The sequence below is a fragment of the Lacrimispora sanguinis genome (assembly GCF_044987295.1).
Taxonomy (GTDB): Bacteria; Bacillota; Clostridia; order Lachnospirales; family Lachnospiraceae; genus Lacrimispora; species Lacrimispora celerecrescens_B.
On the sequence record NZ_CP173277.1, the window covers coordinates 1,736,762 to 1,762,979 of the forward strand.

Here is a 26,218-nt window from a genome sequence, read left to right on the forward strand (position 1 = left end):
AAGAAAGGATTTCAACTATGAACATATACTGGGGTGACATACACAACCACTGCGGCATCACCTACGGCTACGGCTCCCTTCAAAACGCCCTGGCCGCCGCCGCAAACCACCTGGACTTCTGTGCAATCACAGGCCACGCCATGTGGCCAGACATGCATGAACGGACAGAAGATACCGCCTTTGTCGTAGATTTCCACAACAGAGGCTTTCAAAAGCTTCGGGACCACTGGCCAGAAGTAAACGGCGCTATGGCTGCCGCCAATTCAGACCGCCTGGTGACCTTTCAGGCCTATGAAATGCATTCCTCTCATTACGGAGACCATCATCTGGTGAGCCCGGATGACGCGCTTCCTCTGATTTACCGGGATTCACCCAGAGAGCTTAAGGAGGACTGCGGCTGCCGCTCCCTTACAGTGGCCCATCACATCGGTTACACGCCCGGCTACCGCGGCATCAACTGGGACGAATATGACGAGACTGTCACTCCCCTGGTTGAGGTATGCTCCAAGCACGGCTGTGCTATGAGCGAAACTGCTGCCTATCCCTATTATCACAACATGGGACCCAGGGACAGCCGGAACACCGTTTATGAGGGACTGAAAAGGGGACACCGCTTCGGCTTTGTCGGTTCCACAGACCATCACGCCGGCTATCCCGGCTCCTACGGAGACGGCAAGCTGGCGGTGCTGGCAGAGAAAAAGGACAGGGAAAGCATCTGGGACGCCTTGGTAAACCGCAGGACCTACGCCGTAACCGGCGACCGGATCCGGTGCGCCTTTGACGTTAACGGTGCCGTCATGGGATCTATCGTAAACCATACTTCCTCCGCCAGAGAAATCCATTATGCAGTAGAAGCCTGCTACCCCATTGACAAAATCGTAATCTACCGAAACTTGGAGCCTATCCGTATCGTAGAGGGCCTCCTCTTAAAGCCCCAGGCCGCAGACCGCCGCTACAAGGTACGGGTTGAAACCGGCTGGGGAAACAACGCAGACTCCTTATACCGCTTTGATTGTTCTGCCGATATTGAGAATGGCCGTCTTCTTGGCATAGAGCCCTGCTTCAGGGGACGCAGCGTTCTGGCTCCTTCTGCCGAAGACAATGCCTCTCAGGATGATATTAATCAGATCGACAACCAGATCCTTCACCGTGGGGAAACAGACGCCGCCTGGCGGTGTGAGACAGTTAAGAATCTTTCCACGCTCCATCCCCAGACCTGCGCTGTCGTCCTGGAGATCGAGGGAACACCGGATACAAAAGTCCGTCTCTCTATTAACGGTCAGGAAACCTCCCACACAGTAAGGGAGCTCATGGCCGCAGGATATAGCTCTCATATGAAGCCATACCACAGCCAGGCCTACAAGATCCATACGGCCATCAGCACTTCCCAGTACATGATAGAGGATACGTTTACAGACATGGCATCAGGCCCCAGGGACTTTTACCACATGGAAGTATCCCAGCAAAATGGACACTGGGCCTATGTGACTCCGGTTTATTTCCAGTAAATAATATTGAGGGGCTAAAAGCCGCGAAATCACTCTTAGAATTTCGCGGCTTTGCCGAGCCTCTCATTTCTTATGAATATTCCTCCATATAAAAAAGCAGCAGTCTTTGGAAAATTTCTTTCAAGACTACCGCTCTTATTTATGACTTACAAATTTTCAAATGGTTCCAGCACTTTATCAATCTTTGCCATCATCACATCATCAATATCCCAGGTTGTACATTGAATATTCTGTTCCTGATTTCCCGGCCAGAAGCCCCTGAAACAGCGGACTGTACGGCAGAAATGCCTACACTGCTGCCGTGTATTTCGACCTGACCGGCGACAGATCCTCTTTTCAGTCTCTTTCTCTTAAATATTCCTCAAGGCAGAGGTTTTGATCATTCATTTCAGTAGCGACCTCAATCCCTACATAGCGATAATGCCAAGGCTCATTGCTGACACCGGTAATTTCTGTTTTACTTGGCGGATAGCGGAGGATAAATCCAAAACGGTAACCGTTTTGTTTCAGCCATTTATAAACTTCACTTCCGTTTGATTTAACCCCATCCGCATTGATATCCACTGCAATTCCCAACTGATGCTCGCTTGTACCAGGTATGGCAACCCATGTTTCCGCTTCGGCTTTTGCCTGTGAGACAGAATATCCTTCCGCTTGATAAGCGGCAATTTTTTCTTCCATCAGGCTCTGCTGTTTCTCAGCCGTTCGGTATCCTGAAGCGACCACGGGATAAACACCGTCAGCCCTTGCGGCATCAAACATGTTCTGAAGTGCTGGGTATATCCGTGTATCAACAGCTTGTCCATTGGATAATTCGGTCAAATCTATGTCATAATCCTCCGGAATCGCATTCCAGCGATTGACTAAAATCAGGCACCACGAAGTCTCATCATTATTGTTTTTTTCGATACTGGCTGAACTAACGTTGGAATTGCCCGTCCCAACGGATAAAATGGGTTCGGGCGAAACTTCTTTCAAGTTTAAACCATTGATGCAGTACCAAAGCAGGCCGATGACTGCTGCCACTGAGATGAGCCGCAATATCATATGGTTCTTTCTCTTGCGTGAACGTTGTTTCAATGTTCTTTTCCTTTCATAGCCGCTAGAATTATTATTGCAATTAACCATCATAATTAAGTTCTTTCCTTTCAATGAATCGGATGCAAAAAGCTCCTGCTGGTAAATATCTTACCAAACAGGAGCTTCCTGTATTTTAATATGGAGTTGTTTAATTCCTAAGAAAAGCCTAATATCTGATTGATATCTTACTAATTCATAACCGGAAGAGATACCGTAAAAGCAGTAATACCGTTTTTGCTTTCCGCCGTTATCGTTCCTTCGTGCATGGTTATGATTTCTTTTGCAATAGCCAATCCCAAACCAGCTCCACCCGTATTCGAGGCGCGGGCTTTGTCCAGTCGGTAAAATTTCTCAAAAATAGAGGATAACTCTTCCGCAGGGATTGTGGTTCCCTGATTTCGAAACGTAATCACCACCTGACGATTCCATTCGCCCGCGGAAATGGAGATTTCCGAATGGGGATTGCTGTACGCCACCGCGTTTTTTAAAATGTTATTGAACACACGCGCCAACTGTGCGGGATCTCCATAAACGGTCAGGTTTTCATCCGCTTGGACCGCTATGGTATTTCCCTTAGGGGCGAGAACCGGATAAAATTCGTCCGCCATTTGAACCAGCATATAGTATAAATCAACTACTTGTTTTTCAAGTTTGATCTGCTGCGAGTTATAACGGGTGATCTCGAAGAACTCATTTACCAGATTTTCCAGCCGGTATGCTTTCTCCAATGTAATATGGACATATTTTGCCCTTTGCTCCAACGGCATGTCCGGAGCCTCGTCCAACAGACTTAGATAACCAATCACAGATGTGAGCGGCGTCCGTATATCGTGAGCCAGATACATGATGAGGTCGTTTTTCCTCTGCTCTGCTTCCTGGGCACGGTAAGCACGATCAGCCAAAGTCTTACGGACCGTGTTCAGCTTCTCTTCAATAGCGGCCATTTCAGGAACAAGTTGGATGAACTCATCCTGTTCTGATACCAATTCATCAATCCCACGATTAATTATATCAAAATACCGGGTGAACCGATGGAGAAATATGAACAGTAACAGAAAAAATACGATAAGCGCAGCACCGAGGAAAAAAAGTCCAAAATTATAGCGGAACACATAGTGATAGGTGGTAAATGCTTCTTCTTGCGTCATATGCAAGAACCTTTGGAAAAATTTTACCAGAAGGTTGCCTACTTTGCCTTTCCAAACCATCATATAGATGACTACAATCACTGAAAATGAAATAACAGCCATAATAATTAGCTGCCAAAGCATCTTTTGCCTGAACTTTCTGTATCCAGATGCTTCCTGCAAATTATAGTTCAATTTTATACCCCACTCCCCAGATTGTCTTGATGTATTGTGGATTCTCCACCGTATCCCCCATTTTTTCACGTAAATGGCGGATATGGACGGTTATAGTGTTATTGCTTTTCGTGTAATACTCGTCTTTCCAAATTTCGCGAAAAAGATTTTCTGCGCTGACCACTTTTCCCTTTCGTTCTAAAAGAATACGAAGAATGGAAAACTCGGTGGGCGTAAGGTCCAGTGGTTTTTCATTCAAAAGGCATTCATGGGTGCTGCTATTTAACACCAAACCGGAATGTACGATGAAACTTTCTTCGGTTGTATTGGCCTGAACTGAATTATACTTTTTATAGCGCCGAAGCTGTGCCTTTACCCGGGCTACCAGCTCCAACGGACGAAATGGTTTTGTAATATAATCATCAGCACCCAGGGTGAGCCCGGTAATCTTATCAATCTCCTGGTCTTTGGCTGTCAGCATGATGATGGGGTAGGCATGCTTCTCTCGAATCTTCTGGCAGAGTGCAAAACCGCTCATATCTGGCAGCATGATGTCCAAAATAGCAATATCAAGCTCCGTAGTCTCAATGCAAGCAAGAGCCTCTTTTGCGGTATAAAACTTAAATACCGAATAATTTTCATTTTGTAAATAGAGTTCTACCAAATCTGAAATCTCGTGCTCGTCATCTACGACAAGTATCTTTTCCTGCATAGATTTTAATTCCTTTCCCTGAACGTCAGTTATGTATGATTTTACCATTTTGCATGGGGTTTATTTTGATTATTTTCATGATAAATCATTAATATTTTCTTAAGACTATCGTTTGGGTTTGATCCTAGGCGCATATGAACGTATTATTCCCATGTGCATTGTGTATCATGCTTTTATTGACAAAATGTTTCTATTAAGTGTTTTTGAATAACATAATCGTCAGATACCGTTTTATATAGGTTCTGTAGGTTGGTGTTATTTTATTGGGAGTTCGCAGAAAAGCACAGAGTCCAATAAAAAAAACTACTAACCAAAATACTGAAAGTTAATAGTTTTTCTTATACATATATATTATTTGATAAGTATTTTGCTATTTCACTTATCTGCTATTAATTTAAAAAATCTTATTTACCGAATATCATAAACACTTCTCAGACGCAGTCCCTTAAGCGAACCGCTGATAATGCTCACCCTCTTTTCCCCTGCCTCCATATCAAAATAATTATCGGTAAGAACCAGATCCTCATTCTCATTGAGAATCTCAACCGATTTGGCATATGCCTCTGCCGTAATGATGATATCTGCCCCTTCCATGCGCCATGAAAGCTCCGGTTGTTCGTAGCGGTAGAATTTGGGCATGGTAAAAATGGCTGTTCCCTCAGAAATTACCACTCCGCCCTGTTCACAGGCAAAGTGTACATGATCCTCATAAAGGCTGGCCTCCGGACAATCTACCTTATCCAGCCATATGGTGCTCATAGCAGAGACCTTTCTTTCAACAAGCATTTCTTTTCCAATTATTTCTGATTTGGCATTACGCAGAGAATATCGCACTTTCACCAGCTGCTCATTCATCGTCTCATTGGCCACATTTAAGCGAAAGCTTTTCTCTAACGGATAAGGACGTGTGTTAATATTTGGATTCTGGGAAAGCTGCCCCTCCTCTTCACAGGAAATCATAATCGGAGCAAAAAACCTTTTCTCATAATAATGAAGCGCTTTCCAGCGACCGAAATAGTCAATGGATGACCAGGAGGTCACTGGCCAGCAATCATTTAACTGCCATACAATAGCTCCCATACAACGTCCCCGGTGACGCCGCCAATGTTCCACCGCATACTTCATGGCTTCACCCTGCATTAACTGGGATGCATAAACCAATGTTTTTAAATCAGTTGGATACAAAAAGGTCTGAGCCATGTAGTTCATCATCTTGGCATAGCCCATATTGCTTCTCTGGTGGCGTTCCATCACATAAGAGAATAAATTCCGGTCTTCCTCGCTGGTAAAGCTTTCGATGGTCTTATACGCTGGCATTGCTTCAAAGCCGAATTCCGAAGCATAGCGAAACATCTGTTTGCGGTATTCCGTAAATGGCTTGAACCCGTGCCATACCGCCCAGTAATGTGCATCTCCGCGATTCGGGTCATTGGGAAAATCATAACCGCCTCCTGAGGAAGGGCTTGAAGGCCAGTAGAAGGTGTCCGGATCTTCACTCTTAATGATTTTGGGAATGATATATTCAAATATCTTGATATAATCAGCGCGCAGAGATACCGTTTCTTCAAAGCTTCCATACTCTCCTGCAAGGATCAGCTCTTCCAGTTCATTATTTCCGCTCCAGAGCCCCAGACAAGCGTGATGGCGCAGCCTTCTCACATTTTGAACCAGTTCTTTTGTAATATTCTCCTCAAATTCCGGAGTCAGCAGATAGGTGGAGCAGCAGAACATGCCATCCTGCCAAACGATCAGTCCCATTTCATCACAAAGATCAAAAAAGTCATCATCCGGATAGTAACCGCCGCCCCATACCCGGACTGCATTGTAGTTGGCTCGTATACACTGGGTCAGCAATTTCTTTGTTGTCTCCCTGTTTACCCGGGGAACCAGGCAGTCTTCTGGAATATAATCCGCCCCCATGGCAAAAACCTTAACTCCATTTACTTCATGGGCGAAGCTCTCTCCCCACTCATCCTTCTCAACCGCCATAGTCATGGTGCGAAGACCAATACGAGTGCTATACACATCCTGGAGTTCTCCTCCAATATAAAACTCAACCTCCACCTGATAAAGAGGCTGATCCCCAAGACCGTTGGGCCACCAAACTCTAGGATTTTCAATTTCTATGTTTTCCGGGCTGTTCCCATAGATATTCAGCCTGCCCTCAGGATCAGTAATCCTTACTAAGGTCTCTATCTTCTCTGCGTCTCCGGTCATTGCTCCATTGATATCATGCTCGGTAAACAGATTTAAAGTAACCCGCCCATCCATATGCTGCTGGCGTATATGAACATTGGATAGACGCCCCTTTTCCACCACCACAACAGATGCTTCCTTATAAATCCCCATGTCTGGCAGGCGGGGCGCCCAGTCCCATCCGGACATGCAGCTGGATTTTCTCAGATAGGGAAATCCGTCCAAAGTATCGGTGTTGCAGGGGATTCTTCCATTTTTTTCAATCTGCTCATTCATATAGTGAATGGGGGATTCAAATTCCACCCTCAGATGATTTGTTCCCTTTTTCAGTGCGTGATTCACAGGAAACTCAAAGGTACAGAACATATTGTCGGTATATCCCACATGGATATCATTGAGGTAAACGTTTGAAATGGTGTCCACCCGGTCGAAATGCAAAAAGTATTGCTTTCTCTCGTCGATTTCTTCTTTAAATATAAAGTCATTCCGATAGGTATAATCCTTTTCCGACAAGCTTGTCAGAAGGGTTGCATTATCCCGGTAAAAGGGATCATCGATACGCTTATGGTTCAGCAAATCGTAATAGAGGGAGAAAGGAATCTGCGTATTTAACGTCTCTCCTTCATAATCCAATCTCCACCCCTGATTTAGTAATAATTTATTCATCTATAACTGCCTCCTCACCCTTATAGGCACAAGGCTTTGATTTTGAAAGGGCCCGTTCATGTTTTCTTCCTCACTTATCCAGATTCACTCTATATGTCTTAATCTCAAAGGGCTTGATGGTAAAGGTAAAGCCGTCCTCTGTTTTCTCTACCGCACCCTCAACCGGTTCCTCCATGAGATTGCACTCGGTCACCGTAAACAGCCTGTTATCCATACCAAAGGTAAGCGTTGCCGTAGTCTTCGTGTTTTCGCTTTCGTACAGTCGGATGATGATTCCATTTTTATCTTCCGCTATCTTCACTGTCTCCACAATCACATTTTTCCGGTCTGTCCATAAAAAGCTGTCCTGTTCCTTTGGTGCTCCTGCAAGTACAACGTGAGCCGGATAATTCAGCTTATAGCCCTCCCTAATGGTATTTCCGCCGTAAAGGCTTCCCTCATGGGGATAGAGCGAATAGGTAAAGAAATGCTCCTCCTGATCGGTGGTCTTATTCGGCTCAATACCGGATTTAATCAGCGTCAGGGATACACATCCATTCTTTACTGAGTGTCCATATTTACAGTCATTTAATACGCTGACTCCATAATGGCCTTCTGATAAATCCACCCACTTATGTCCGCAGCTTTCAAACCGTGCCTTATCCCAGCTGGTGTTTTGATGCACCTTGCGCTTTAAATTTCCAAACTGAATGTCAAATGCCGCTTCATCCGAATGAATATCCAGACAAAATTCTACCTTCAGCAGACACTGGCTGTCCTTCCAGTCCACATAGGTATCAAAATCTATGCGCTTTGCATGTCTGTAAAAGCTTATCTTTTGTACAATCATCGAATTGCTTATTCTTCTCTTTATCTTAAGCACCGCGCTAACCGGTCCGTTGGCCATCCATTCAATCTCATCCGCCTTATCAGCAATCCAGCTTTTTTCTGTATAGAAAATGTCAATATCCCAGTTGTCATAATAGATAGGCTTATCTTCAAACATCCGGAACAGATTTGCGCGCCTGCCTTCCTGCACCAGATCACGCCCGGCAGCTTTGTCATAAATGGAGGTAAACATTCCCGTCTGATCCATCTCCACCCGGTAAAATGGCGTTTCAAAACGGGAACCATCACCAGAAATCCGAGCGGTAACATCCTCGCATTTTTCCGGTTCATTCGTAAAGGTGTTATACCCCTTGGAGCAAAGATGCTCCAGATATACTAAGTTGGTAATTTCTCCTTCCTGAATGGGATAAGTATGTCCCTCTGCATCCTTAAGGCTTCCTGTCACCTCCCTGGGCAGACTTACTATATCACTGCGGTCAAAGGACAGCGTATTAAACACGGTTATTTTGCCCTTTTGCCTGCACAGTGAATCAAGGCTTTGCTTAATCAATTGCCCACCAGTCTGCTTAATTTCCTCATACTCCTTCCGGGTTACTTCGTACACTTCCTTAATGGAAGTTCCCGGTAAAATATCATGGAACTGATTCAAAAGTATTGTCTTCCACAACTGATCCAGCTCTTCAGACGGATAGTCCCCCCCCTTTAAAGCGCATAAGGTCAGGAAAAATTCAGCATCCATCATCATTACTTCGCTTTTGCGGTTCGCCCGCTTATTTCGTGCCATGGAGGTGTAGGTTCCCCGGTGATACTCAAAATATAGTTCCCCTTCCCAGGTCTCCAGACGGCAGTTATCTTTTACCCGTTCATACAGCTCATCAAAGTACTGTCTGGTAAACTTCTGTTCCACTTTTGGGATTCCTCTGATTCCTTTTTCCATGCGCTTAGAGGTTTCTAACATCTCCCTTGTGGGGCCTCCTCCTCCGTCTCCGTAGCCATAAGAAATCAGAATATCATGATTGAATTCCTTATTTTGATATCGTTTCCACCCACCCATAATGGCATCAGGATGCAAAATCCCATTGTAGGTAGTAAAAAAATCGTCTTCATTCTGGCCCACACCGAGGGTTGTAATGAGGTGGGTGAATACCTCGCTTCCGTCAATTCCTCTCCACATAAAGGTATCACTGGGAACCTTATCCACCTGATTCCAGGAAAGCTTTGTGGTCATAAAATAATCAATACCGCTTTTCTTCATAATCTGAGGCAGGGAACCGGAGTACCCAAACACATCCGGCAGCCACAGTTCCCGGCATTCAATGCCGAACTCTTCCCGAAAGAAACGCTTCCCATACAGAAACTGACGGACCAGAGATTCACCGGAGGTCAGATTTGTGTCGGCTTCCACCCACATGCCGCCCTCCACTTCCCAGCGCCCCTCCCTGACTTTGGCTTTCACCTTTTTGTACAAATCCGGATACCGCTCTTTCAAAAACACATAAAGCTGAGGCTGGCTGGACATAAATTTATAGTTTGGATATTCGTCCATTAATTTAAGTACCGTAGAAAAACTTCTTGCCACCTTTTCTCTGGTCTGCTCCACCGTCCACCACCAGGCAACGTCAATGTGGGTATGTCCGATGCAACTTGCAATCACATCATGATAACCGGACATCTTAACATACAAAGCCTGTTCAATATAATTGACCGCCTTGTGTATAGACGTATAAAATTCCGCAGAATAAGGCGTCCTTAAATCCAGCAGGTTGATGGTGTTGTTTAAAACCGTCTCAAGGTCGAGCCGTATTTTGTCATCCTTGTCCATCCGGGTAAACGCCTGCAGCGGAACTAAAAGATCAAAATACAACTGTTCAATTAACAAATCAACCTGCTGCATCTCAAGAAACAGGTTAAATTCCGAATGAAGTGTACCTGTATACGCCTGTAAATCAAAGATGTAATTATCCCCCCGTATGGCATGATCAATGAGATGTACAGCCCGGTGATTCATATCCAGCCCCTGAATCGCTGTTTTATTCAGAAACAACAAAAACTGAGGGTTTTTCCCGTCATCCCACTCGTCAACCTGGGTTTTTACCCCCAGCCGAAGAGTCTTTCCTTCCTGCACATCCTCCACCTGATAACTTGCCCTGAACCAGTAATGGGCGTCCGGGCCATACCATTTCATTTTCTGCTGGTCAAATTTCTCCCATGGCTGCTCATTTGCATCCGCATCCTCCGGGTAAAAAAATCTCCCTTTTTTATATTCAATCTCTTTGATAGGCTCTTTTTTTACAATTACCAGCTCTTTCAGTTGATTGCAAATAACCTCAATCCGTTTATCAATAAACCACATAATGTCTCCCTGCGCCTTCACGCACTCTCAGTTTTATTATTTTACAAAAGGGGCATATTCCACATGCCCCTTTCATCTCTTTATTTTGCTGCATTAACCTGTGCCTGAGCTGTAGCAAGAATCTTTTCATATCCTGCTTTATTCAGCTCCTCCCTCATGGTCTTTACCAATTCCCGGGGATCCCTGGCACCTGTCCAGAGTTCAGCCTTATACTTTTCATATACTGCCGTACAATTTGCAATCTCTGTTTTTACTTCACTGGTATCCATATCAAATCCAAGCATAACCGAAGGAGACGCATTAGCATTTAATTCCTTTACCTCATCCCACTGGTTAAATTCGTCACCAACCAGCTGACCCACATTAAAGAAGGTTCCCTGAGTATATCCGGCCATGCCCCAGTTTGAATTCAGTTTGTTTATCTTTTCACCCTCATATACAAAGTTTTCACCTTCCACACCATAGAAGAACCAGTTTCTTACCTTCGGATCTGTGTTTACAAGATTAAGAAGCTGCAGAGCTTTCTCCGGATGTTCACAACCTGCAGAAATGCCGTTTAATGAACCTCTAACGGTGGTGTTGGACACAACGGTTTCGCCAAATTTCACTGCTACACAGTCATCAATGCCATTCTGAGGACCCCATATGTTCTTTGCAGCACCACTCCAGCCCTGTGCAGTAAAAAATGTTCTGTATTTGTTTGCATCATCCGCATTTGGCGCATCGCCATTGATGATGCCTTCTATGTACATCTTGTGGATAATATCCAGTTCTTTCAGTACCTCTTCATCCTCCAGCGGATTTACCACCGTCCTGGTCTCATCATTGTACTTTACACCCAAAGGTACAAGGCCTGCACCTATCTGATCGAAGAAGTTGGTAGCAAGGAATTCCGCTCCGTTCTTGGACATATAATAGGGGGCAGAACCCTCACCTGTCTTGACCACCTTTAAGGCTTCATATAGCTTCTCATAATCTGTTACATGTTCAAAATCAATCTTATATTTATCTGCAATGGCTTTATCCCAGATAAAATACTGGGAAGATGAGCTGTCTTTGTAGGTTGGCACTGCATAAACCTTGCCGCCGATGGAGGTCGCCTTCCAGTAATCCTCCGGTACCATTTGATACAGGTCAGGAGTCTTTTCCTTCAGCAAATCTGTAATATCTAGAAATGCTCCTGTATTTACCTCTGAATTATAACGATTCATATCCGTAAAAAGGATATCAAACTTCTCGCCCGAGTTGACGATTACACTTCGCCGTTTATCCCAGTCACCCCAAGGAACAATCTCCATCTCAACATTTACACCGATTTTTTCTTCCAGGTAAGGATTCAACTGTTGAAGCCATGAGTCATAATTTTCCGGCATTCCATTTCCAACCTGAATCCATTTAATCGTTACCACCTCGCCATCGGCTGCAGTTTCTTCTTTCGCTTCCGTTACTTTTGTCTCTTTGTTACTCATTGCCGCACTGTTTCCTCCGCATCCGGCCAGCATGGATATCCCCAAAACCGATACTGTAAAAAGCCCCAATATTTTTTTCTTTTTCATAATACCTCTCCCTTCTTTTTTTGAATAAGTTCTATCCTTTCACTGCCCCAACCGTAAGTCCCGAAATAAAATATCTCTGGAAGAACGGATAGGTGCATGCAATTGGTACGATAATTATAATCGCCATCGCCATTCTCGCCCCTTCTTTAGGCATGTTATTCATATACTGCTGCAAAGTCACACCTAACGATGGGTTCTTTGCCATCATCTCCATATTTCTTTGAATATGATCCAGTAAAGATTGGATGGAAAATAATTTGGTATCTGTTATGTACAGCGAAGACTGAAACCAGTCATTCCAATAGGCGAAAGACAAAAACAATGCAATGGTGGCAACAATGGGCTTGGACAGCGGGAATGCAATCCGTGCAAAGATGGTGAAATGACTGGCCCCGTCTATCTGGGCGGATTCTACAATGGATTCCGGAATATTCAGCTTAAAAAATGTTTTACAGATAATTACATGAAACGAACTGACACACAGAGGCAGAATAAGCGCCCACAGTGTATTTTTCAGATGTAGAAACTGAGTGTTGATTACATAGGAGGAAATCATGCCCCCATTAAAAATCATGGGAATGAATACCACCATGGTAAAAAATGAATTGAATTTAAACTTCCGGATTGACAGCACATAACCCATAAGAGTGGTCAGGATAACCCCCATAGCCGTTCCCGCCACCGTTACTGCTGCCGATACGCCCAGCGCCCTTATGATCATCTTTCCTTCCTTCCACAAAAACAGGTAGGATTCCAACGAAAATTCTTGAGGCCAGAAGCGGTATCCGTTCAATTTTATAGACTGCTCAGATGAGATGGAAATAATAAACACAAAAACAACCGGGATAATACAAATCAACGCAAACAGAATGAACAGAACGTTAAAGCTAATGTTGATTGCGGGTGATATGCGGTTAAGTGTTGAGCTGTCGGCCATATCCATATCTTTTACTGCTCTTTTTCTCATTTCAGTTTTCCTTTCTAAATGATTGAACTTTCGTTATCAATCTTTTTCACAATCGCATTTGCCACCAGAATGGTAATACAACATGCCACTGACTGGAAGAAGGATGCCGCCGATGTCATCCCGATTGGAGTTGCTGACTTCAATGCATTAAACACATAGGTGTCAATGGTTGCAACCGAATTGAAAATCGAGCCCTTAGCCCCCTGTGACAACTGGTAAAAAAGTCCGAAATCAGAATAGAAAATCTTGCCCACATTCAAAATGAACATCATAATAATTACATTTTTCAGACTGGGAAGCGTAATATATCTGGTCTGCTGCCATTTGCCCGCGCCATCAATCACCGCCGCTTCATAGAGCGTCTGGTCAATTCCCGAAATACTGGACAAATAAATAACCATGTTATATCCTGTACTCTTCCACAAATACATAATAACCAGAATAGATGGCCATACATTTTTATTCATGTACCACTGATTTGCCGTCTTTCCTACATCTCGCATCATATTATTAATCAGACCGTTGTCATAATTTAAAAACGCATCCAGAAAATATGCTGCAACAACCCAGGACATAAAATAAGGGAAAAACATCAGCGTCTGATAGACTTTGGATCTTTTTCTGCTATGGAGCATATTCATCATAATGGCAAGTATTACTGCAAGTGCTGAGCCCATAACAATAAAAATCAGATTGTAAACAATCGTGTTTCTTAATATCACATACAAATCATTGGATTTAATAAGAAACTCAAAATTCTTAAAGCCCGCCCATTCGCTATGGATAACATTGTAGATGAAACCTTTCCCAGGCTGAATTTTATAATCCTTAAAAGCGATAATAAGTCCAAACATGGGCATAAAGCAAAATAAAATATACCAAATGGTTGTGGGCACCGCCATCAGGGTAAGTTCCCAATCACCTTTTGTAGCCTTTCTCTTTTTTGCTTTTGTGTTACTATTTAATGTTTTCAACCTTATCCCTCTTTTCAATTCTTTCCTCACCGTCCAAATTCAGATTTTTCACTGAATTCCGATAGATGATTTCGCCTTCAATCCGCTTTATCTCGGGCTTCTTATCAGGTTTTTCGATTCTTTCAATTATCTGCCTGACAGATACTTTTCCAATTAATGAAGCATTCACTGCTACGGTAGTAAGCTGGGGATCCGTCAACTTGGCATAAATATCATCATCGAAACTGCCTATGGAAATATCATCCGGCACTGTATACCCATGACTATTTAAAGTTCGTGTCAGCCGGAAGGCAGTTTCATCACAGTTACAGATAAAAGCAGTGGGCATTTCTTTTGGTAGCTCTATATCAACCGCTTTTCCCTCCAGACTCCGGTCAGGAATTACCCAATCGTCTCTTAACTGCATGTTTTTTTCCAGCATAGCCCGCAAAAAGCCAAGATAACGGTCGGTAATACTTGTAGTGGAATTAATGGTTCCCACAAATCCAATCTTTCTGTGACCCATCCGGATAAGATACCGTGTCATGTCGTACATGCTGTAAACATTCTCGGACACCACCGAATCTGAACGGTGCGTCCGGTCATAGATATCCACGTAAACCTTGGGAATATCAATTTCCTTAACCTGTTCACGTACCTCTTGATCTAAAAGACCTAAAACGAGAATCCCCTTAAAAAGATTTTCTTTCTTCATCATAGAAATATCATCGTAAATAGTCGCAGGGCTGGGTGTGAGCATCATGGTGGAATAATTATAGCGGCCAAGCTCTCTGACAATTTTCTCATACATCCGCATATAAATAGCCCCGCCGCCACCTTCTGAGATAAAGCGGCCATTCATGATGATGCCAATCTTCTTTCGTTCAGTTTCCTCTTGAACCGGCATAATATATCCCTGTCTGGCAGCAGCCTCTTTAATCTTATTCTTTAATTCCTCGCCCACTCCTTCTTTATCATTCAGAGCTTTGGACACCGTTACCTTACTGATTTTCAGTTCATCTGCAATACTTTGCATGGAAACTTTACGTTTTTTCATCATCTTCTTCTCCAAAACCTTTACTTTAGTTAACTTTAACTATTTGTAACTTAACACATTTTTGTATAATTTGTCAATAATATTTTTGTTTTTAATATTTTTTTATTTCATTTGAACAATTATAAACTTGCATTTTAGTAGAATTTTCTTTTATTTTCTTCATAATAAAAATATCAACTTCTATTGTAAGGTTACAATATGTGCATATCCATATGTTTATCAGCATTTACTTTTCACCACTCCTTTTTTGCTTCATCATAGCAGCCAGCTTGAATGTGTTCTTTGATAGCCCTGTATACAGTGATGGAGGCTGGTAAAACATATATCTAAAAAAGAGACCTAACATGTATTAAGCCTCTTTCACTCTTTTACTCACACTACTTTCAACACAAGTTCCGGCAATTTGCCAAGATTCCAATCCCCGCACCCTGTCTCCGCCGCATACCCTATGGCCGCTGTCCTCATGCCGCCAGCGAAAGCCGCCTTTATTCCGACCTCCGAGTCTTCCACCACGATACAGTTCTCCGGCAAGATTTCAAGGCGCTTAGCCGCCAGCTGAAACACCTCCGGGTCCGGCTTAGAACGGCTGATATCATTGCCATCCACAACCGTATCGAAAAAAGCGCCATAGCCGATCTGATTCAGAATAAACCGTGCATTTTTGCTGGAAGAGCCAATGGCCAGCAGTAATCCGCGCTTACGGAGATGAGACAGGGTATTTGCCGTGTCCTCTGTGATAGAAGCAGGACTTAAGCGTTCCAGATACTCTTTATAGTATCCATTTTTCTTATCCATTAGCTCCAGCTTATCCACTTCGGTCATATGGCAGTTCTGACGGGACAAAATTATGTTTAAGCTTTCTAAGCGGCTGACACCCCGCAAGTCAGAATTTATTTCTCTGTCAAAATACAACCCTGTTTCGTCAGCCAAACGTTTCCATGCAAGGTAATGGTATTCATCCGTGGAAACGATTACGCCATCCAGATCAAAGATAACTGCTTTTATCAAATTCTTCATTTCACCCTCCAAAATGTTCTATAATCCATTCATGTTTAAAATGACAACGGCACATTGGAAGCCTTTTTGTAAGACTTTCTCCATGTGCCGCTGCAGATTAATTGTTAATTTTTATACAATCTCACATCATCCATATACTCTTTCGATCTAATTCAAACGCCAGACCAATAGTTCTCCCACCCGGCATTTTTTATACAAACGGCACGGACCTGCCGTTTGTTCTCCGGTCCAATAATCTACCCAATTCCCTTTTGGCAGATATACCTGTCTCCCTTTCGCTCCTTCCTCTAAAACCGGAGCTACTAATAACTGGGAACCAAACAGATACTCGTCGTCCACCGCGCAGGCCTCTTTATCCTCCGGCCAGTCAATCACCAATGCAGCCATAAGAGGACGGCCGGTATTTGCACTTAAGCTTGCTTCCTTAAGAATATAAGGCATCAGCCGTTCCCTTTCTTTCGTAAACTTGTGGCAAATATCAAGGATTTCCGGCCTTCTCGTTACCTTTGCCATATTCCATGGGCTTCTGTCATTGATCTCTTCTTCTGATGCCGCCAGAAGTTCGGAAAACTGGCCGGAAGCAGGCTCTGAGTGCCACTGCATGACCGGAGCAAAGCAGGCTAAACAGAAAGAACGCAGATACAGTTCTGCGGAAGGCATTTTTCCTGCAAAACCCGCAAGGTCAAAGCCCCAGAAGGGCAGACCTGACAATCCTGCATTTAAGCCCGCCGTCATCACGTGGCGCAGTTCTTCCCAGGTGGACTGCTGATCTCCCGCCCAGTGCATGGGCGTGGTCTGAGCACCCGTGTAACCGGCCCTGGAAAAGAGTACCCGGTCTTCTCCAATAAAGTCCGTATAAGCCTTGGTGTACGCCATGGCGTAGCCGTTTTTCATTTGAACTCCAGTACGTCCGTCAAAGAAGCAGGCACCATCGTCATACACAAACTCCCCGCCGTCAGTCTTAAAGCCGTCAACTCCCATATGAAGCAGATATTGCCGTTTTCCAAACCACCATTCACATGCCGCAGGATTTGTAAAATCCGGTATCATGGAACCGCCGAACCAACGCCCTTCCGGTATCACGTAAGGGGAACCATCGGTATTGGTAACAACAAAGCCCTTTTGAACCGCTTCCGCGCAGTCCGCCTCGTGTTCCGTGCAAACGCGCCCCGGCTCCAGTTTTTTCAAAACCGGAATCTGCCAGAGGATCAGGCGGATCCCCTTTTCGTGAAGACCTCGGATCATCCCTTCCGGATCGGGGAAACGTTCTTTGTCAAAGCGGTAAAAGGTGGCTTCATCGCTCCAGGCTTCGATTACCACCACCGAGGGTTTCATCCCCTGCCTGATCGCTTCCTCCACTACTTCTTCCACCACAGCCTGACGATCCCAGCGGTTGGCAGACATCCAAAGGCCAAAAGCCCAGTCCGGCGGCAGTTTAGGCCGTCCCGTGAGCTCTGTAAACTTATTGAGTACCTCCAGAGGCTTTCCCGTAAATGTCCGTACATCGTATTGATCCGGAAGCGTGAAAACGATCCCGTCAGCGGTTTTTTCCGTTGAGACAGTAAACGGTTCCATTGTATCCACATATAGGCCCCCGCCTCCATCCGTCAGGGCAAATGGAATGGGCAGATAGGTGGAAGCCCCTTGATTGGTAAACGTTTCGTATACGTGGTTTTCCCGGGCCAGGCCCTCCTGATTCAATGCGTCAAACCGTTCTCCAAATCCGTAAACGGCCTGACCAGCAAGCAAGCATTTCATCCTTTCACACCTCCTACCTGCAATCCTGCTGCAAAATATTTCTGTGCCAAAGCATAGATTAGCAGAATCGGGAGCATGGAAACCAGTGCCCCCGCCATAAGCAGGTTGTATTCACTTTTGTACTGCCCATTTAAAGAACTTAGAATAATGGGCAAGGTAAATTTAGTCTTTGTGGTCAGCATAACTAAAGGCAATAAGTAATCGTTCCATGAATCCATAAAGCAGATAACCGCCAAAGTGGCCAGGCTGGACTTGCACATAGGGCATATGATCCGCAGAAAGACGGTGAAAACTCCTGCGCCGTCAATGGCGGGCGCTTCCAAATAGACGTTGGGAATTGTCATCATGCGCTGGCGCAGCATAAACACTGCAAACACCTTGAACACACTTGGCAGAACCAAAGCACCCAGACTATCCACCAGTTTTAACTCGCCCATAAGTAAGTAAAGGGGAATGAAGAGCACCTGGGAGGGGATCATCATAGTGGCAAGATAGACCAGAAATATGACTTCTTTTCCCTTAAACTCCAGTTTTGCAAAAGCAAAAGCGGCCATGGCTGAACTTATGATCGTCACAGTCACAGAACTAATTGATACGACCAGGGAATTAAGCATGGAAACAGTCATTCCCTCTTTTTGAAACAAATCCGTAAAATTATGAAAGGTCGGGTTTTTGGGTATCCACTGGATCGGCAGTGCCATGATCGCACCGTAATCCTTTAACGAAGTGGACAGCATCCAGAAAAATGGAAGCAAGGTTACAGCCGATAGCAAAACCGCCGTCAAATGGTATAAAACTCCGGATACTGCTTTACGACTCATAGTACACCCACTTTCTTTGCAGCACGTTCTGCAGTACGGTAAAGCCAAAAATTATGACAAACAGTACCCAGGACCAGGCCGCCGCATAGCCCATGCGGCCAAACTTAAAGGCGTATTTGTAAATCCGTTCCACCATGACCATGGTTGCCCCATTCGGTCCAGCGTCACCGTTCTTGGTCATGACCATGATCTGCGGGAAAAGCTGAAAAGCATTGATTAAGGAGAGCATGATTACGTAAAACAAAATTGGTGACAGCAAAGGCAGAGTAATGCTTTTAAATTTTTGAAAATATCCTGCTCCGTCAATGTCGGCAGCCTCGTAATACTCCGGATTGATTGCAAGCAGACCGCTGAGCAGAATCATTCCGTAAAATCCCATGTCCTTCCACACACTGGCCAAAACGATGGAGGGCATTGCCCAAACCTCGCTCTGAAGCCATAAAGGTCCCTTAATACCGATGGCTGACAAGGCATTGTTAATGGGACCGTACTCTGGACTTAACATCCATTTCCAGATCAAAGCTCCCGCCACCCAGCTGGTCAGTACCGGAATGTAATATAGTACCCGGTAAACAGAAGCCATGCGGCTCTTTCGCTGTATGATCAAGGCAACCATTAAGGAAAACAGCAGGACCAGCGGAAGGTACATCAGAATGAAGTAGGCGTTATGCCCCAAAACTGCCCAAAATTCCGGATCTTTGACAAGCTGGGAGTAATTGGATACCCCTACGAACTTGTCGCCAACAAATTGGAAAAAGCCGTGAAACAGCCTAACCCTGCTTAGTCCCGACCAATCGGTAAGACTAAGCAGTAAAGAGGCAAAAATAGGAATCAGATTAAACAACACAAGTCCGGCCAAGCTTGGCAAAAGAAAGATAAAAGCTCTTATCCCCTGTTTTTTGTACATAGCAGTTCCTCCTGTCTGGCACAAAAATGTCAGTTTAATTTGATCTTCTGTTCCAGTTCCGCCTGACACGCATCCAGTGCGTCTTTCGCGGAAACATTTCCGGAAACGGCGTTGTTTAAGTACTTGCTGATGATCTCCTGCATTTCAGACTGCTGCTTTACCACCGGAGGGGTAACCAGATAATCCAGGGATTTAAACACAGCTACCCGATTCTCAGGAGGAGTGACCTTTAAGTAGGAATCCAGTACATCCTGATAGGTAACAGGCGGAAGTTCCCAGCTTGCATCCACGCGGATTTGTGCGGCTTCCTTGCTTCCTGCCAGGAATGCAGCAAGAGCGGCGGCTGCCTCAGGATTGGTGGTTTCTTTGTTTACAACGTAGGCATTTGAGAAAAAATGTGTGGCTTTTGCCGTGTTGCCTGGCTCTACTGCCACGTCCCAGGCAAAATCGCAATTGTCGGTAAAGTCACTGAAGGCCCAGATTCCGGTCACAATCATACCCAGACGTCCGGATTTGAACAAATCCCAATCGCCCATGCCGCCCATTTGAGCATCCGAAGGCATCACATTGCTGCCCGTCACCCAATCAGACATAATCTCCAGGGTTTCCACATTTTGCGGTAAATTGACCGTAAAATTCTTGCCATCCTCGCTTAACAAGCTTCCGCCGTTCTGCTTTACCCCTTTGTAAAATTCATGGAAGCTTAAGGGACGGTATAAACCGTAAGTATCTGCGGATATGGCGCGGATCTTCTTTGCGCCCTCTGACATTTCCGTCCAGGTCCAGTCGTCGGTGGGATAGGAAACTCCTGCCTTGTCAAATAAATCTTTGTTATATATAAGAACCACATTGGAGAAGGAATTGGGGATTCCAAATTGTTTTCCATCGTACTGGAACGCTTCCAAAGCCGTCTGGTTAAAGCCTGATGTATCCCCGATCAGATCGCCGATGTCTAAAAGTACATCTTCCGACGCATAAGCCACAAAATTTTCAAAATTCAGTTCAAATACGTCTGCCGCACTGCCGCCGACGATTTTTGACTGCAGCTGGGTGAAATAGTCATCATAACCAAAGCTTTGCAGTTCCACCTTGACATTTGGGTATTGCTCGTTGAATTTTGCAATCATTTTTTTCAATGCTTCCTCGGATGCACCGCTGCCAGAGAACTGGTCCAGGCGGATTGTGACCGCTTCATCGGCCCCTGCCGCGTTTTTCTCCGTTTGGGCATCTGCCGGTTTGCCTGCAGGTTTTTCTGTAGTATTGGAGCCGCAGCCGGAGAGTAAAACAGCGGCACATGCCATTGCACTTACGGCCCATTTGCATTTTCTAGCCAATTTCTTCATAATAACTGCCTCCCTAATCGAACGAATGGTTGTCGCGCACCGATCCTCTTTCTACCAAAGTTAATGGAAATACTTTATTTTGGGGGGTGCGGTCCTCGTTTATTAAAAGTTTCACTGCTTCTGTTCCCTTATCAGCCACATCCTGATGTATGGTAGTAAGAGGCGGATCACAGGCCCTGGAAAGCAGAGAGTCGTCAAAACCTATGATGGAAATATCCTCAGGAACCCTTACACCCTTCTCGCGCAGTCCCACGCATAAGCCCACCGCTAAAATATCTGCAGAAACAAATACCCCGTCAGGCCTTTCGGTCAGTCCCGCCAGATATTCTCCCATTTTACAGCCGTGTTCAAAAGATACTTCTCCTGCTAATAAAAGGGATTTCTCCGGACTTAATCCGAACTCCTCCAGAGCCTTTTCATAGCCCTGACAACGTAAAAAATTCACGCCCTTATCATTGATCTGTCCTGTCACATAGGCAATCTTTCTAAGCCCCTTTTCCAGCAGATATTTCGTTGCCATATACCCGCCCTGCTTATCATCCACGCAAATGGAGTGAAAGCCGGAAGCTTCGCAGTAACTGTCCACCAGTACTACAGGGATGTTTAAGGCTTTTAACTGACGGCATTCCTCATCATCGTTCATTCCTACCACGATCACGCCGTCCAATCCCCGGGTTCTGGCTACTTCCGCATACGTCTGGCCGGAATCGGCTCCGGAAATCAGAATATGATAGCCGCTTTTGCGGGCTGTATACTCCGCCGCCGACATGAAATCACCGTAAAAGGGATTGGAAAACATAAATTCCTTTCCTGACTCCGTTTGCGGAATCAGAACACCTAATAAGTTGCTCTTGTTGTTTGCCAGGGTGCGGGCCGCCTGATTTGGAATGTATCCCAATTCCTTTATCGCGTCATTGACCCGCTTAATCGTTTCGGGACTTAAGCTTTGCGAGGGTGTATTATTGATTACATAAGATACCGTGGCTATGGAAACCCCCGCCTTTTCGGCCACGTCCTTTAAACCTGGTCTCTTCATAAAATCACCTTCCTTTCTTCTATTCCTCTTCCGTTATCAGCTTTCCACCTTCTCCGTCGATCACCGCCAGATATCGCTTACCTTTTACATTAAAGTGAAAAGATAAACGTTTCCAGTCCTTTGGGAGCCTTGGAGATAACTCCGGCTTGCCATTGTCCAGTGACAGACCTGCGAAACCAAAAATCACCGCCTGCCAGGAGGCACCTACTGCTGCCAAATGAATGCCTTCCCGCTCCGTATTCTTCATCCGGTTTTCCAGATCCAGAAACAGGCTCTTGTCAAAATATTCACTGGCTTTCTGTTCCAAGCCCAAATTTGCCGCCGCCCAGGCATGAATCCCAAAGCTTAAGCTGGAATCGTGAAGCGTCAGCGGTTCATAGAAATCCCAAATAGCCTTTTGCTCCTGTTTTGTAAACCATTCCGGCTTTAGAACCATGAGCAGCACTAAATCCGCCTGCTTTAACACCTGATACCTTTGCAGCCAGTCGAAATCGTACTGGTGGTAGGCCGCGCTTCCGTCCACGGCCTTCTGTCCCGGAAATGGTTCCAGCCGAAGGAAATTGTCGTCCTGAATGTACAAGTCCTTGTCCGGATCGTATTCAATCCGGCTCTTTTCTAAGATATCACGCCATTTTTCCATTTCTGAAACACTGGCTTTTGCGTCCTTTCTCTGGACCGCCTGTAAAGCCAGTCGGAGATTATGACGAGCCAGTAATACCGTATAGGCGTTGTTTCCTGAAACGCCGCAGTATTCGTCAGGTCCTTTGACAAAGAGCAGATTGTAAACATCATTTCTTTGGTCATAAGAAAATCTCCCGGCCCAATACCTGGCAGTTTCCACATACAGCTGCGCCGATTGGCTTTCCAGGGTTTCATCTCCTGAGACCGTTAAATAATTTTCAACGGCATAAGCCACGTCTGCGGTAATGTGAATCTCACAGCGGCCGATGTCCCAGCTTTGGCATTGTTCTATGCCGCCTATGGCGCACATCCACGGATACCTGGCACCCGGAAGATTCAGTGCCTCTGCGTTCTTTTTTGCGTCCGGCAAGGTGTTTAAGCGAAACAGAGCCAGATTTCTTGCGGCTTGCGGATCCGTATACAGGTAAAACGGAAACAAGAAAATATCCGTATCCCAGAAGCAGCAGCCTTTATACCGTCCGTGGGTCAGCCCCCTTGCACCAATGCTGACCGTTGGGTCATTGTAAGGGCAATTCTGCATAAGCTGAAATATATTGAAGCGTAGGGCTGACTGTATGGAAACGTCGTTTCCTTTTTGGGTAATCTGTATGTCGGCTTGGTCCCAGCGATATTTCCAGGCCCGCTCGCTGTCTTCTAACAGCTTAGCAAAGGATTGGTTTATGATGCGGGGACGCAAGTCTTGCCCGCCTTTATAGAAAGTTTCTGAGTCCTGGAAAACTGCTTCCTGATCCCGTAAATATGCTTCCGTATAAAGAATCTTTTCGATTCTTACCGTTTCCCCTTCCTGCAGCGGGATATTGAGTTCTTTCGCCGGACAATCAGTCACCGAAGCGTCCTTTGCCGTGCCACGGCTTTGAACGATGCGGGCAGTGACGGCTACGGTCATACGGCCGGAAACCTTACTGTCAGCCTTTAAAAAGCAGTAATCTTCTCCTATCTCCATTTCAGATACAGAGAGCAAAGAAACGGTGTCCAGGTTCTCTTTGGTCTGATCATCATCCACAGGCAGGTTCACGGTATTCCCGTCTATCCCCATGATAACGGCTGCGTTCCCGCTGTAGTTTAAGGCCGTTAATTCCAGCGACAAGGCTGACACATGTTTGTTGTCCATGCTGATAAAACGGGAAATCTCGATTTGCGTTTTCCTTCCTTCCCGATCTTCCCACACCGCCTTCCTCTCAAAAAGGCCGTTTTTCATATCCAGGGTTTGGGAAAAGGATCGATATTCTCCAGTCCCTAAGGATAATTGAAAGTGAAACAAATCCGGCAGATTCACCATATCCGTAACACCGGGACTGATGTACTCAAATCCACCCGCTAAATAGTTACAGCGCTCGTAAGCCTTTGCCCCGTCCATGAAAAATGCACAGCGGGATCCCAAATAACCGTTTGCCTGACTGAATATGCTTTCCAAAAACTTTGGGTTCTCTCTGCCCTCACAGCGTATTTTCCATGGCTCATACTGAATCATCTTCTGTATCTCCTTCCTTTAACCCTTCCATTAAACAATAGGCCAAAAAGCCGGCGCAGGTTGCAAATGCGGCTCCTGTGGTACATTCGCCTGTCACTTCATCCACGCTTTCACAGGCAATTCCATTGTCCATGGACGCCCTGCGCAGAAAGTCTAAAGACGCTTCCTTCCTGCCGCTGATCAAACCGTTAGCAACGCTCAGTATCCAGGGATGAGGCGCATGGGGGCAGCCTATGTCTGAAAAGGGCTTTCCCGCAAAAGAGTATTGATAATCCGGGCTTCTTATGATCTCAACCGTATTCTGCCAAACGGGATCCTCCCTGTCGCAAAATCCGAAATATGGTAAAAGCTCTAAACTACCCGGCGGTTCATCATACACATCCCAGTTCCCGTCTTCGTCGACGGACCAGGCAAAAATCTTTTTTCCCTGATACTCCTTAATACAGTGGGTGCGAATTCCATGAAACAAGCTCAAAACTTCCTCTTCTAACCACTTAAGCGTTTCAGTAGGCCACAAATTTCGGTATAAGTTCCCAAGATCCCGCAGACACCGCCAGGTCAAAACATTGTTATACGTGCCGTAAGGATAAATTCGCATGTCATCCGTTGGCTGTAAAAAAGTTTCATACAGATGCAGGGCATCGCTTCGCTTGGTCTTTAGAATTGAAAGAATCTTCTTTACTCCCCTCTCGATATGGCCCTCCTGCAAAGCGGAAACCTCTCCCGTTGCATCTACGTAACGGCTAAGAGCCATTAAGGGAGCGCACAGTTCATCCAGTTCAAACCCCGGTTCCAACACTGTTCCATCTATGTAACGGCTGTGAATGCCGATTTGTTTGATCTGACGGGTAAATACGTAGTCCAAAAGTTCCTTTGCATACTGCGGATCCGCCTTAAGAATCGAAGGAAAACTCCACAGCAGACTGTCCCGGTCCCAATAAGCCGCGCTGACGTAATACCTGGGACTTCTGGACGTGACCATGACTACTTCCTCCGTATCCATCGTCATGCCCGTTGCATAAAAGAAGTTGAAGAATAAGTTCCTGTTTAACAGGGAATCCACTTCCGGAATACCCACAGTTTTCCGGCGCTCCGACAACCAGCACAGAGTCTCCTTATAAACAGCATCAAAACTCTGCCGCAGAAGTTCCTTCGCCGCCGTGGCCGCGGACACCTCTTCAAAGCCTACACCCCAAAAGGTATCTAACACGACTGATTCGCCGGGCTTTAACAGACAATCATAGGTCCCCTTATAGCGGATCTCCTCTCCCTGTTCAAATTCCCAGGCTACCGGCAAAGCTGCCATAGGCGCAAATGCCATTACCGGCATTCCAATGGATAAATCAAAGACCGGGCCGTCATTCCAGCCTGAGCGGTAAACCGTCCTCTGCCCCGTAATCGTCTTATCCTCGTTGACGCTGTGAGTCACTTTTCCCCATGCACCGAGGAAACCGCATGAGATCTCCTTTTCTTCGTCGGAATGATTCGCGATCGTCAAGCGTATGGCAAAAGCCTTCTGACCTATGGGAGCCAGAAAAATTCCCTCTGTACAAATACCATCCTTCGTTGATTCAAACCTGGGAATCCAGTCATATTCCCGCTTCCATCTCAAATCACAAAGTAAATCTCCACTCACCGCCCGCACAAAGGGCCGTATGAGAGGTTCGCTTTCGCCGCCCCAAAAGGCCAGCAACCCTTTGTAACCCATATGCAGAATTGTAAAGCTTTCTATGGAAGCCGTGTTCTGGTCCAAGGTCGGCAGGCTGACAAATTCGTTCCCCGTGGGTATATAGCAATCTTGCATAAATAACACCTCCCCATTTTTACTGAAGCGTTTAAGTAGTATGTATAAAACTATTGATATTGTATAATAACAATATACTCTTTTTTGTTTTTTTGTCAATATATTTTAATAAATTTCTTTACCCCGATGGAAGTTTATGCAAAGTTAACGATAAAATTCAAAAGAAACCCCATTATTGTAAT

At 45.3% G+C, this 26,218-nt stretch carries 18 protein-coding genes; 1 reads left to right on the forward strand and 17 read right to left on the reverse strand.

From position 1 onward, the window contains the following. Positions 1 to 17: 17 nt before the first annotated feature. Positions 18 to 1,508 carry a DUF3604 domain-containing protein gene (locus ACHZES_RS08140; RefSeq protein ID WP_395548314.1) on the forward strand — a complete coding sequence of 497 codons (1,491 nt, stop codon included), beginning with the start codon at positions 18 to 20 and terminating at the stop codon, positions 1,506 to 1,508. A 336-nt stretch (positions 1,509 to 1,844) separates the two neighbouring features. On the opposite strand, the gene ACHZES_RS08145 is transcribed toward ACHZES_RS08140, so the two are convergent. The 17 genes from ACHZES_RS08145 to ACHZES_RS08225 all read right to left on the reverse strand — a co-directional run bounded on the left by ACHZES_RS08145 (position 1,845) and on the right by ACHZES_RS08225 (position 26,036). Continuing rightward, positions 1,845 to 2,588, reverse strand: coding sequence for a D-alanyl-D-alanine carboxypeptidase family protein (locus ACHZES_RS08145; RefSeq protein ID WP_395548313.1), 744 nt, complete (start codon positions 2,586 to 2,588; stop codon positions 1,845 to 1,847). 188 nt (positions 2,589 to 2,776) lie between these two features. Next, the gene (gene vanS / locus ACHZES_RS08150) at positions 2,777 to 3,859 is read right to left on the reverse strand and encodes a vancomycin resistance histidine kinase VanS (RefSeq protein ID WP_195841106.1); all 1,083 of its coding nucleotides are present in this window, start codon (positions 3,857 to 3,859) and stop codon (positions 2,777 to 2,779) included. Between the two features lie 40 nt (positions 3,860 to 3,899). Next, positions 3,900 to 4,601, reverse strand: a complete 702-nt coding sequence (gene vanR / locus ACHZES_RS08155) for a VanR-ABDEGLN family response regulator transcription factor (protein WP_038279150.1) — start codon at positions 4,599 to 4,601, stop codon at positions 3,900 to 3,902. Positions 4,602 to 5,009: 408 nt separating this feature from the next. Then, positions 5,010 to 7,463, reverse strand: coding sequence for a glycosyl hydrolase 2 galactose-binding domain-containing protein (locus ACHZES_RS08160; RefSeq protein WP_395548312.1), 2,454 nt, complete (start codon positions 7,461 to 7,463; stop codon positions 5,010 to 5,012). A 70-nt stretch (positions 7,464 to 7,533) separates the two neighbouring features. Then, the gene (locus ACHZES_RS08165) at positions 7,534 to 10,644 is read right to left on the reverse strand and encodes an alpha-mannosidase (protein WP_395548311.1); all 3,111 of its coding nucleotides are present in this window, start codon (positions 10,642 to 10,644) and stop codon (positions 7,534 to 7,536) included. 80 nt (positions 10,645 to 10,724) lie between these two features. After that, the gene (locus ACHZES_RS08170) at positions 10,725 to 12,200 is read right to left on the reverse strand and encodes an ABC transporter substrate-binding protein (RefSeq protein ID WP_395548310.1); all 1,476 of its coding nucleotides are present in this window, start codon (positions 12,198 to 12,200) and stop codon (positions 10,725 to 10,727) included. Between the two features lie 31 nt (positions 12,201 to 12,231). After that, positions 12,232 to 13,167 (reverse strand): carbohydrate ABC transporter permease, encoded by a 936-nt coding sequence (locus ACHZES_RS08175; RefSeq protein WP_038279158.1) that lies wholly within the window; start codon positions 13,165 to 13,167, stop codon positions 12,232 to 12,234. A 14-nt stretch (positions 13,168 to 13,181) separates the two neighbouring features. Beyond that, positions 13,182 to 14,069, reverse strand: a complete 888-nt coding sequence (locus ACHZES_RS08180; RefSeq protein ID WP_154522655.1) for a sugar ABC transporter permease — start codon at positions 14,067 to 14,069, stop codon at positions 13,182 to 13,184. A 55-nt stretch (positions 14,070 to 14,124) separates the two neighbouring features. Continuing rightward, on the reverse strand, positions 14,125 to 15,180 hold the full coding sequence (locus tag ACHZES_RS08185) for a LacI family DNA-binding transcriptional regulator (protein ID WP_395548309.1): 1,056 nt from the start codon (positions 15,178 to 15,180) through the stop codon (positions 14,125 to 14,127). A gap of 369 nt (positions 15,181 to 15,549) precedes the next feature. Then, complete coding sequence (pgmB, locus tag ACHZES_RS08190) at positions 15,550 to 16,194, reverse strand: beta-phosphoglucomutase (protein WP_154521888.1); 645 nt, start codon at positions 16,192 to 16,194, stop codon at positions 15,550 to 15,552. 147 nt (positions 16,195 to 16,341) lie between these two features. After that, positions 16,342 to 17,952, reverse strand: a complete 1,611-nt coding sequence (locus ACHZES_RS08195) for a TIM-barrel domain-containing protein (RefSeq protein ID WP_395548308.1) — start codon at positions 17,950 to 17,952, stop codon at positions 16,342 to 16,344. Next, entirely contained in the window at positions 17,949 to 18,773 is an 825-nt protein-coding gene (locus tag ACHZES_RS08200; protein WP_038279167.1) for a carbohydrate ABC transporter permease, read from the reverse strand. Before ACHZES_RS08200 ends, ACHZES_RS08195 begins: the two co-directional genes overlap by 4 nt. Next, positions 18,763 to 19,680 (reverse strand): carbohydrate ABC transporter permease, encoded by a 918-nt coding sequence (locus ACHZES_RS08205; RefSeq protein ID WP_038279169.1) that lies wholly within the window; start codon positions 19,678 to 19,680, stop codon positions 18,763 to 18,765. The genes ACHZES_RS08200 and ACHZES_RS08205 overlap by 11 nt, the downstream gene beginning before the upstream one ends. A gap of 29 nt (positions 19,681 to 19,709) precedes the next feature. After that, entirely contained in the window at positions 19,710 to 21,023 is a 1,314-nt protein-coding gene (locus ACHZES_RS08210; protein WP_395548307.1) for an ABC transporter substrate-binding protein, read from the reverse strand. Positions 21,024 to 21,036: 13 nt separating this feature from the next. Continuing rightward, positions 21,037 to 22,059 carry a LacI family DNA-binding transcriptional regulator gene (locus tag ACHZES_RS08215; RefSeq protein ID WP_395548306.1) on the reverse strand — a complete coding sequence of 341 codons (1,023 nt, stop codon included), beginning with the start codon at positions 22,057 to 22,059 and terminating at the stop codon, positions 21,037 to 21,039. A 19-nt stretch (positions 22,060 to 22,078) separates the two neighbouring features. Further along, on the reverse strand, positions 22,079 to 24,232 hold the full coding sequence (locus ACHZES_RS08220; RefSeq protein ID WP_395548304.1) for a glycoside hydrolase family 65 protein: 2,154 nt from the start codon (positions 24,230 to 24,232) through the stop codon (positions 22,079 to 22,081). After that, the gene (locus ACHZES_RS08225) at positions 24,219 to 26,036 is read right to left on the reverse strand and encodes a glycoside hydrolase family 125 protein (RefSeq protein ID WP_395548303.1); all 1,818 of its coding nucleotides are present in this window, start codon (positions 26,034 to 26,036) and stop codon (positions 24,219 to 24,221) included. Before ACHZES_RS08225 ends, ACHZES_RS08220 begins: the two co-directional genes overlap by 14 nt. Positions 26,037 to 26,218: the final 182 nt, after the last annotated feature.

Coding starts and splice junctions, on each gene's coding strand:
- ACHZES_RS08185 (WP_395548309.1), bottom strand. CDS start 15,180: ATGATGAAAAAACGTAAAGTTTCCATGCAAAGTATTGCAGATGAACTG.
- ACHZES_RS08215 (WP_395548306.1), bottom strand. CDS start 22,059: ATGAAGAGACCAGGTTTAAAGGACGTGGCCGAAAAGGCGGGGGTTTCC.
- pgmB (WP_154521888.1), bottom strand. CDS start 16,194: ATGAAGAATTTGATAAAAGCAGTTATCTTTGATCTGGATGGCGTAATC.
- ACHZES_RS08170 (WP_395548310.1), bottom strand. CDS start 12,200: ATGAAAAAGAAAAAAATATTGGGGCTTTTTACAGTATCGGTTTTGGGG.
- ACHZES_RS08220 (WP_395548304.1), bottom strand. CDS start 24,232: ATGATTCAGTATGAGCCATGGAAAATACGCTGTGAGGGCAGAGAGAAC.
- ACHZES_RS08200 (WP_038279167.1), bottom strand. CDS start 18,773: ATGAGTCGTAAAGCAGTATCCGGAGTTTTATACCATTTGACGGCGGTT.
- ACHZES_RS08225 (WP_395548303.1), bottom strand. CDS start 26,036: ATGCAAGATTGCTATATACCCACGGGGAACGAATTTGTCAGCCTGCCG.
- ACHZES_RS08175 (WP_038279158.1), bottom strand. CDS start 13,167: ATGAGAAAAAGAGCAGTAAAAGATATGGATATGGCCGACAGCTCAACA.
- vanS (WP_195841106.1), bottom strand. CDS start 3,859: ATGCTTTGGCAGCTAATTATTATGGCTGTTATTTCATTTTCAGTGATT.
- ACHZES_RS08160 (WP_395548312.1), bottom strand. CDS start 7,463: ATGAATAAATTATTACTAAATCAGGGGTGGAGATTGGATTATGAAGGA.
- ACHZES_RS08195 (WP_395548308.1), bottom strand. CDS start 17,952: ATGAAATGCTTGCTTGCTGGTCAGGCCGTTTACGGATTTGGAGAACGG.
- ACHZES_RS08205 (WP_038279169.1), bottom strand. CDS start 19,680: ATGTACAAAAAACAGGGGATAAGAGCTTTTATCTTTCTTTTGCCAAGC.
- vanR (WP_038279150.1), bottom strand. CDS start 4,601: ATGCAGGAAAAGATACTTGTCGTAGATGACGAGCACGAGATTTCAGAT.
- ACHZES_RS08140 (WP_395548314.1), top strand. CDS start 18: ATGAACATATACTGGGGTGACATACACAACCACTGCGGCATCACCTAC.
- ACHZES_RS08180 (WP_154522655.1), bottom strand. CDS start 14,069: ATGGCGGTGCCCACAACCATTTGGTATATTTTATTTTGCTTTATGCCC.
- ACHZES_RS08165 (WP_395548311.1), bottom strand. CDS start 10,644: ATGTGGTTTATTGATAAACGGATTGAGGTTATTTGCAATCAACTGAAA.
- ACHZES_RS08210 (WP_395548307.1), bottom strand. CDS start 21,023: ATGAAGAAATTGGCTAGAAAATGCAAATGGGCCGTAAGTGCAATGGCA.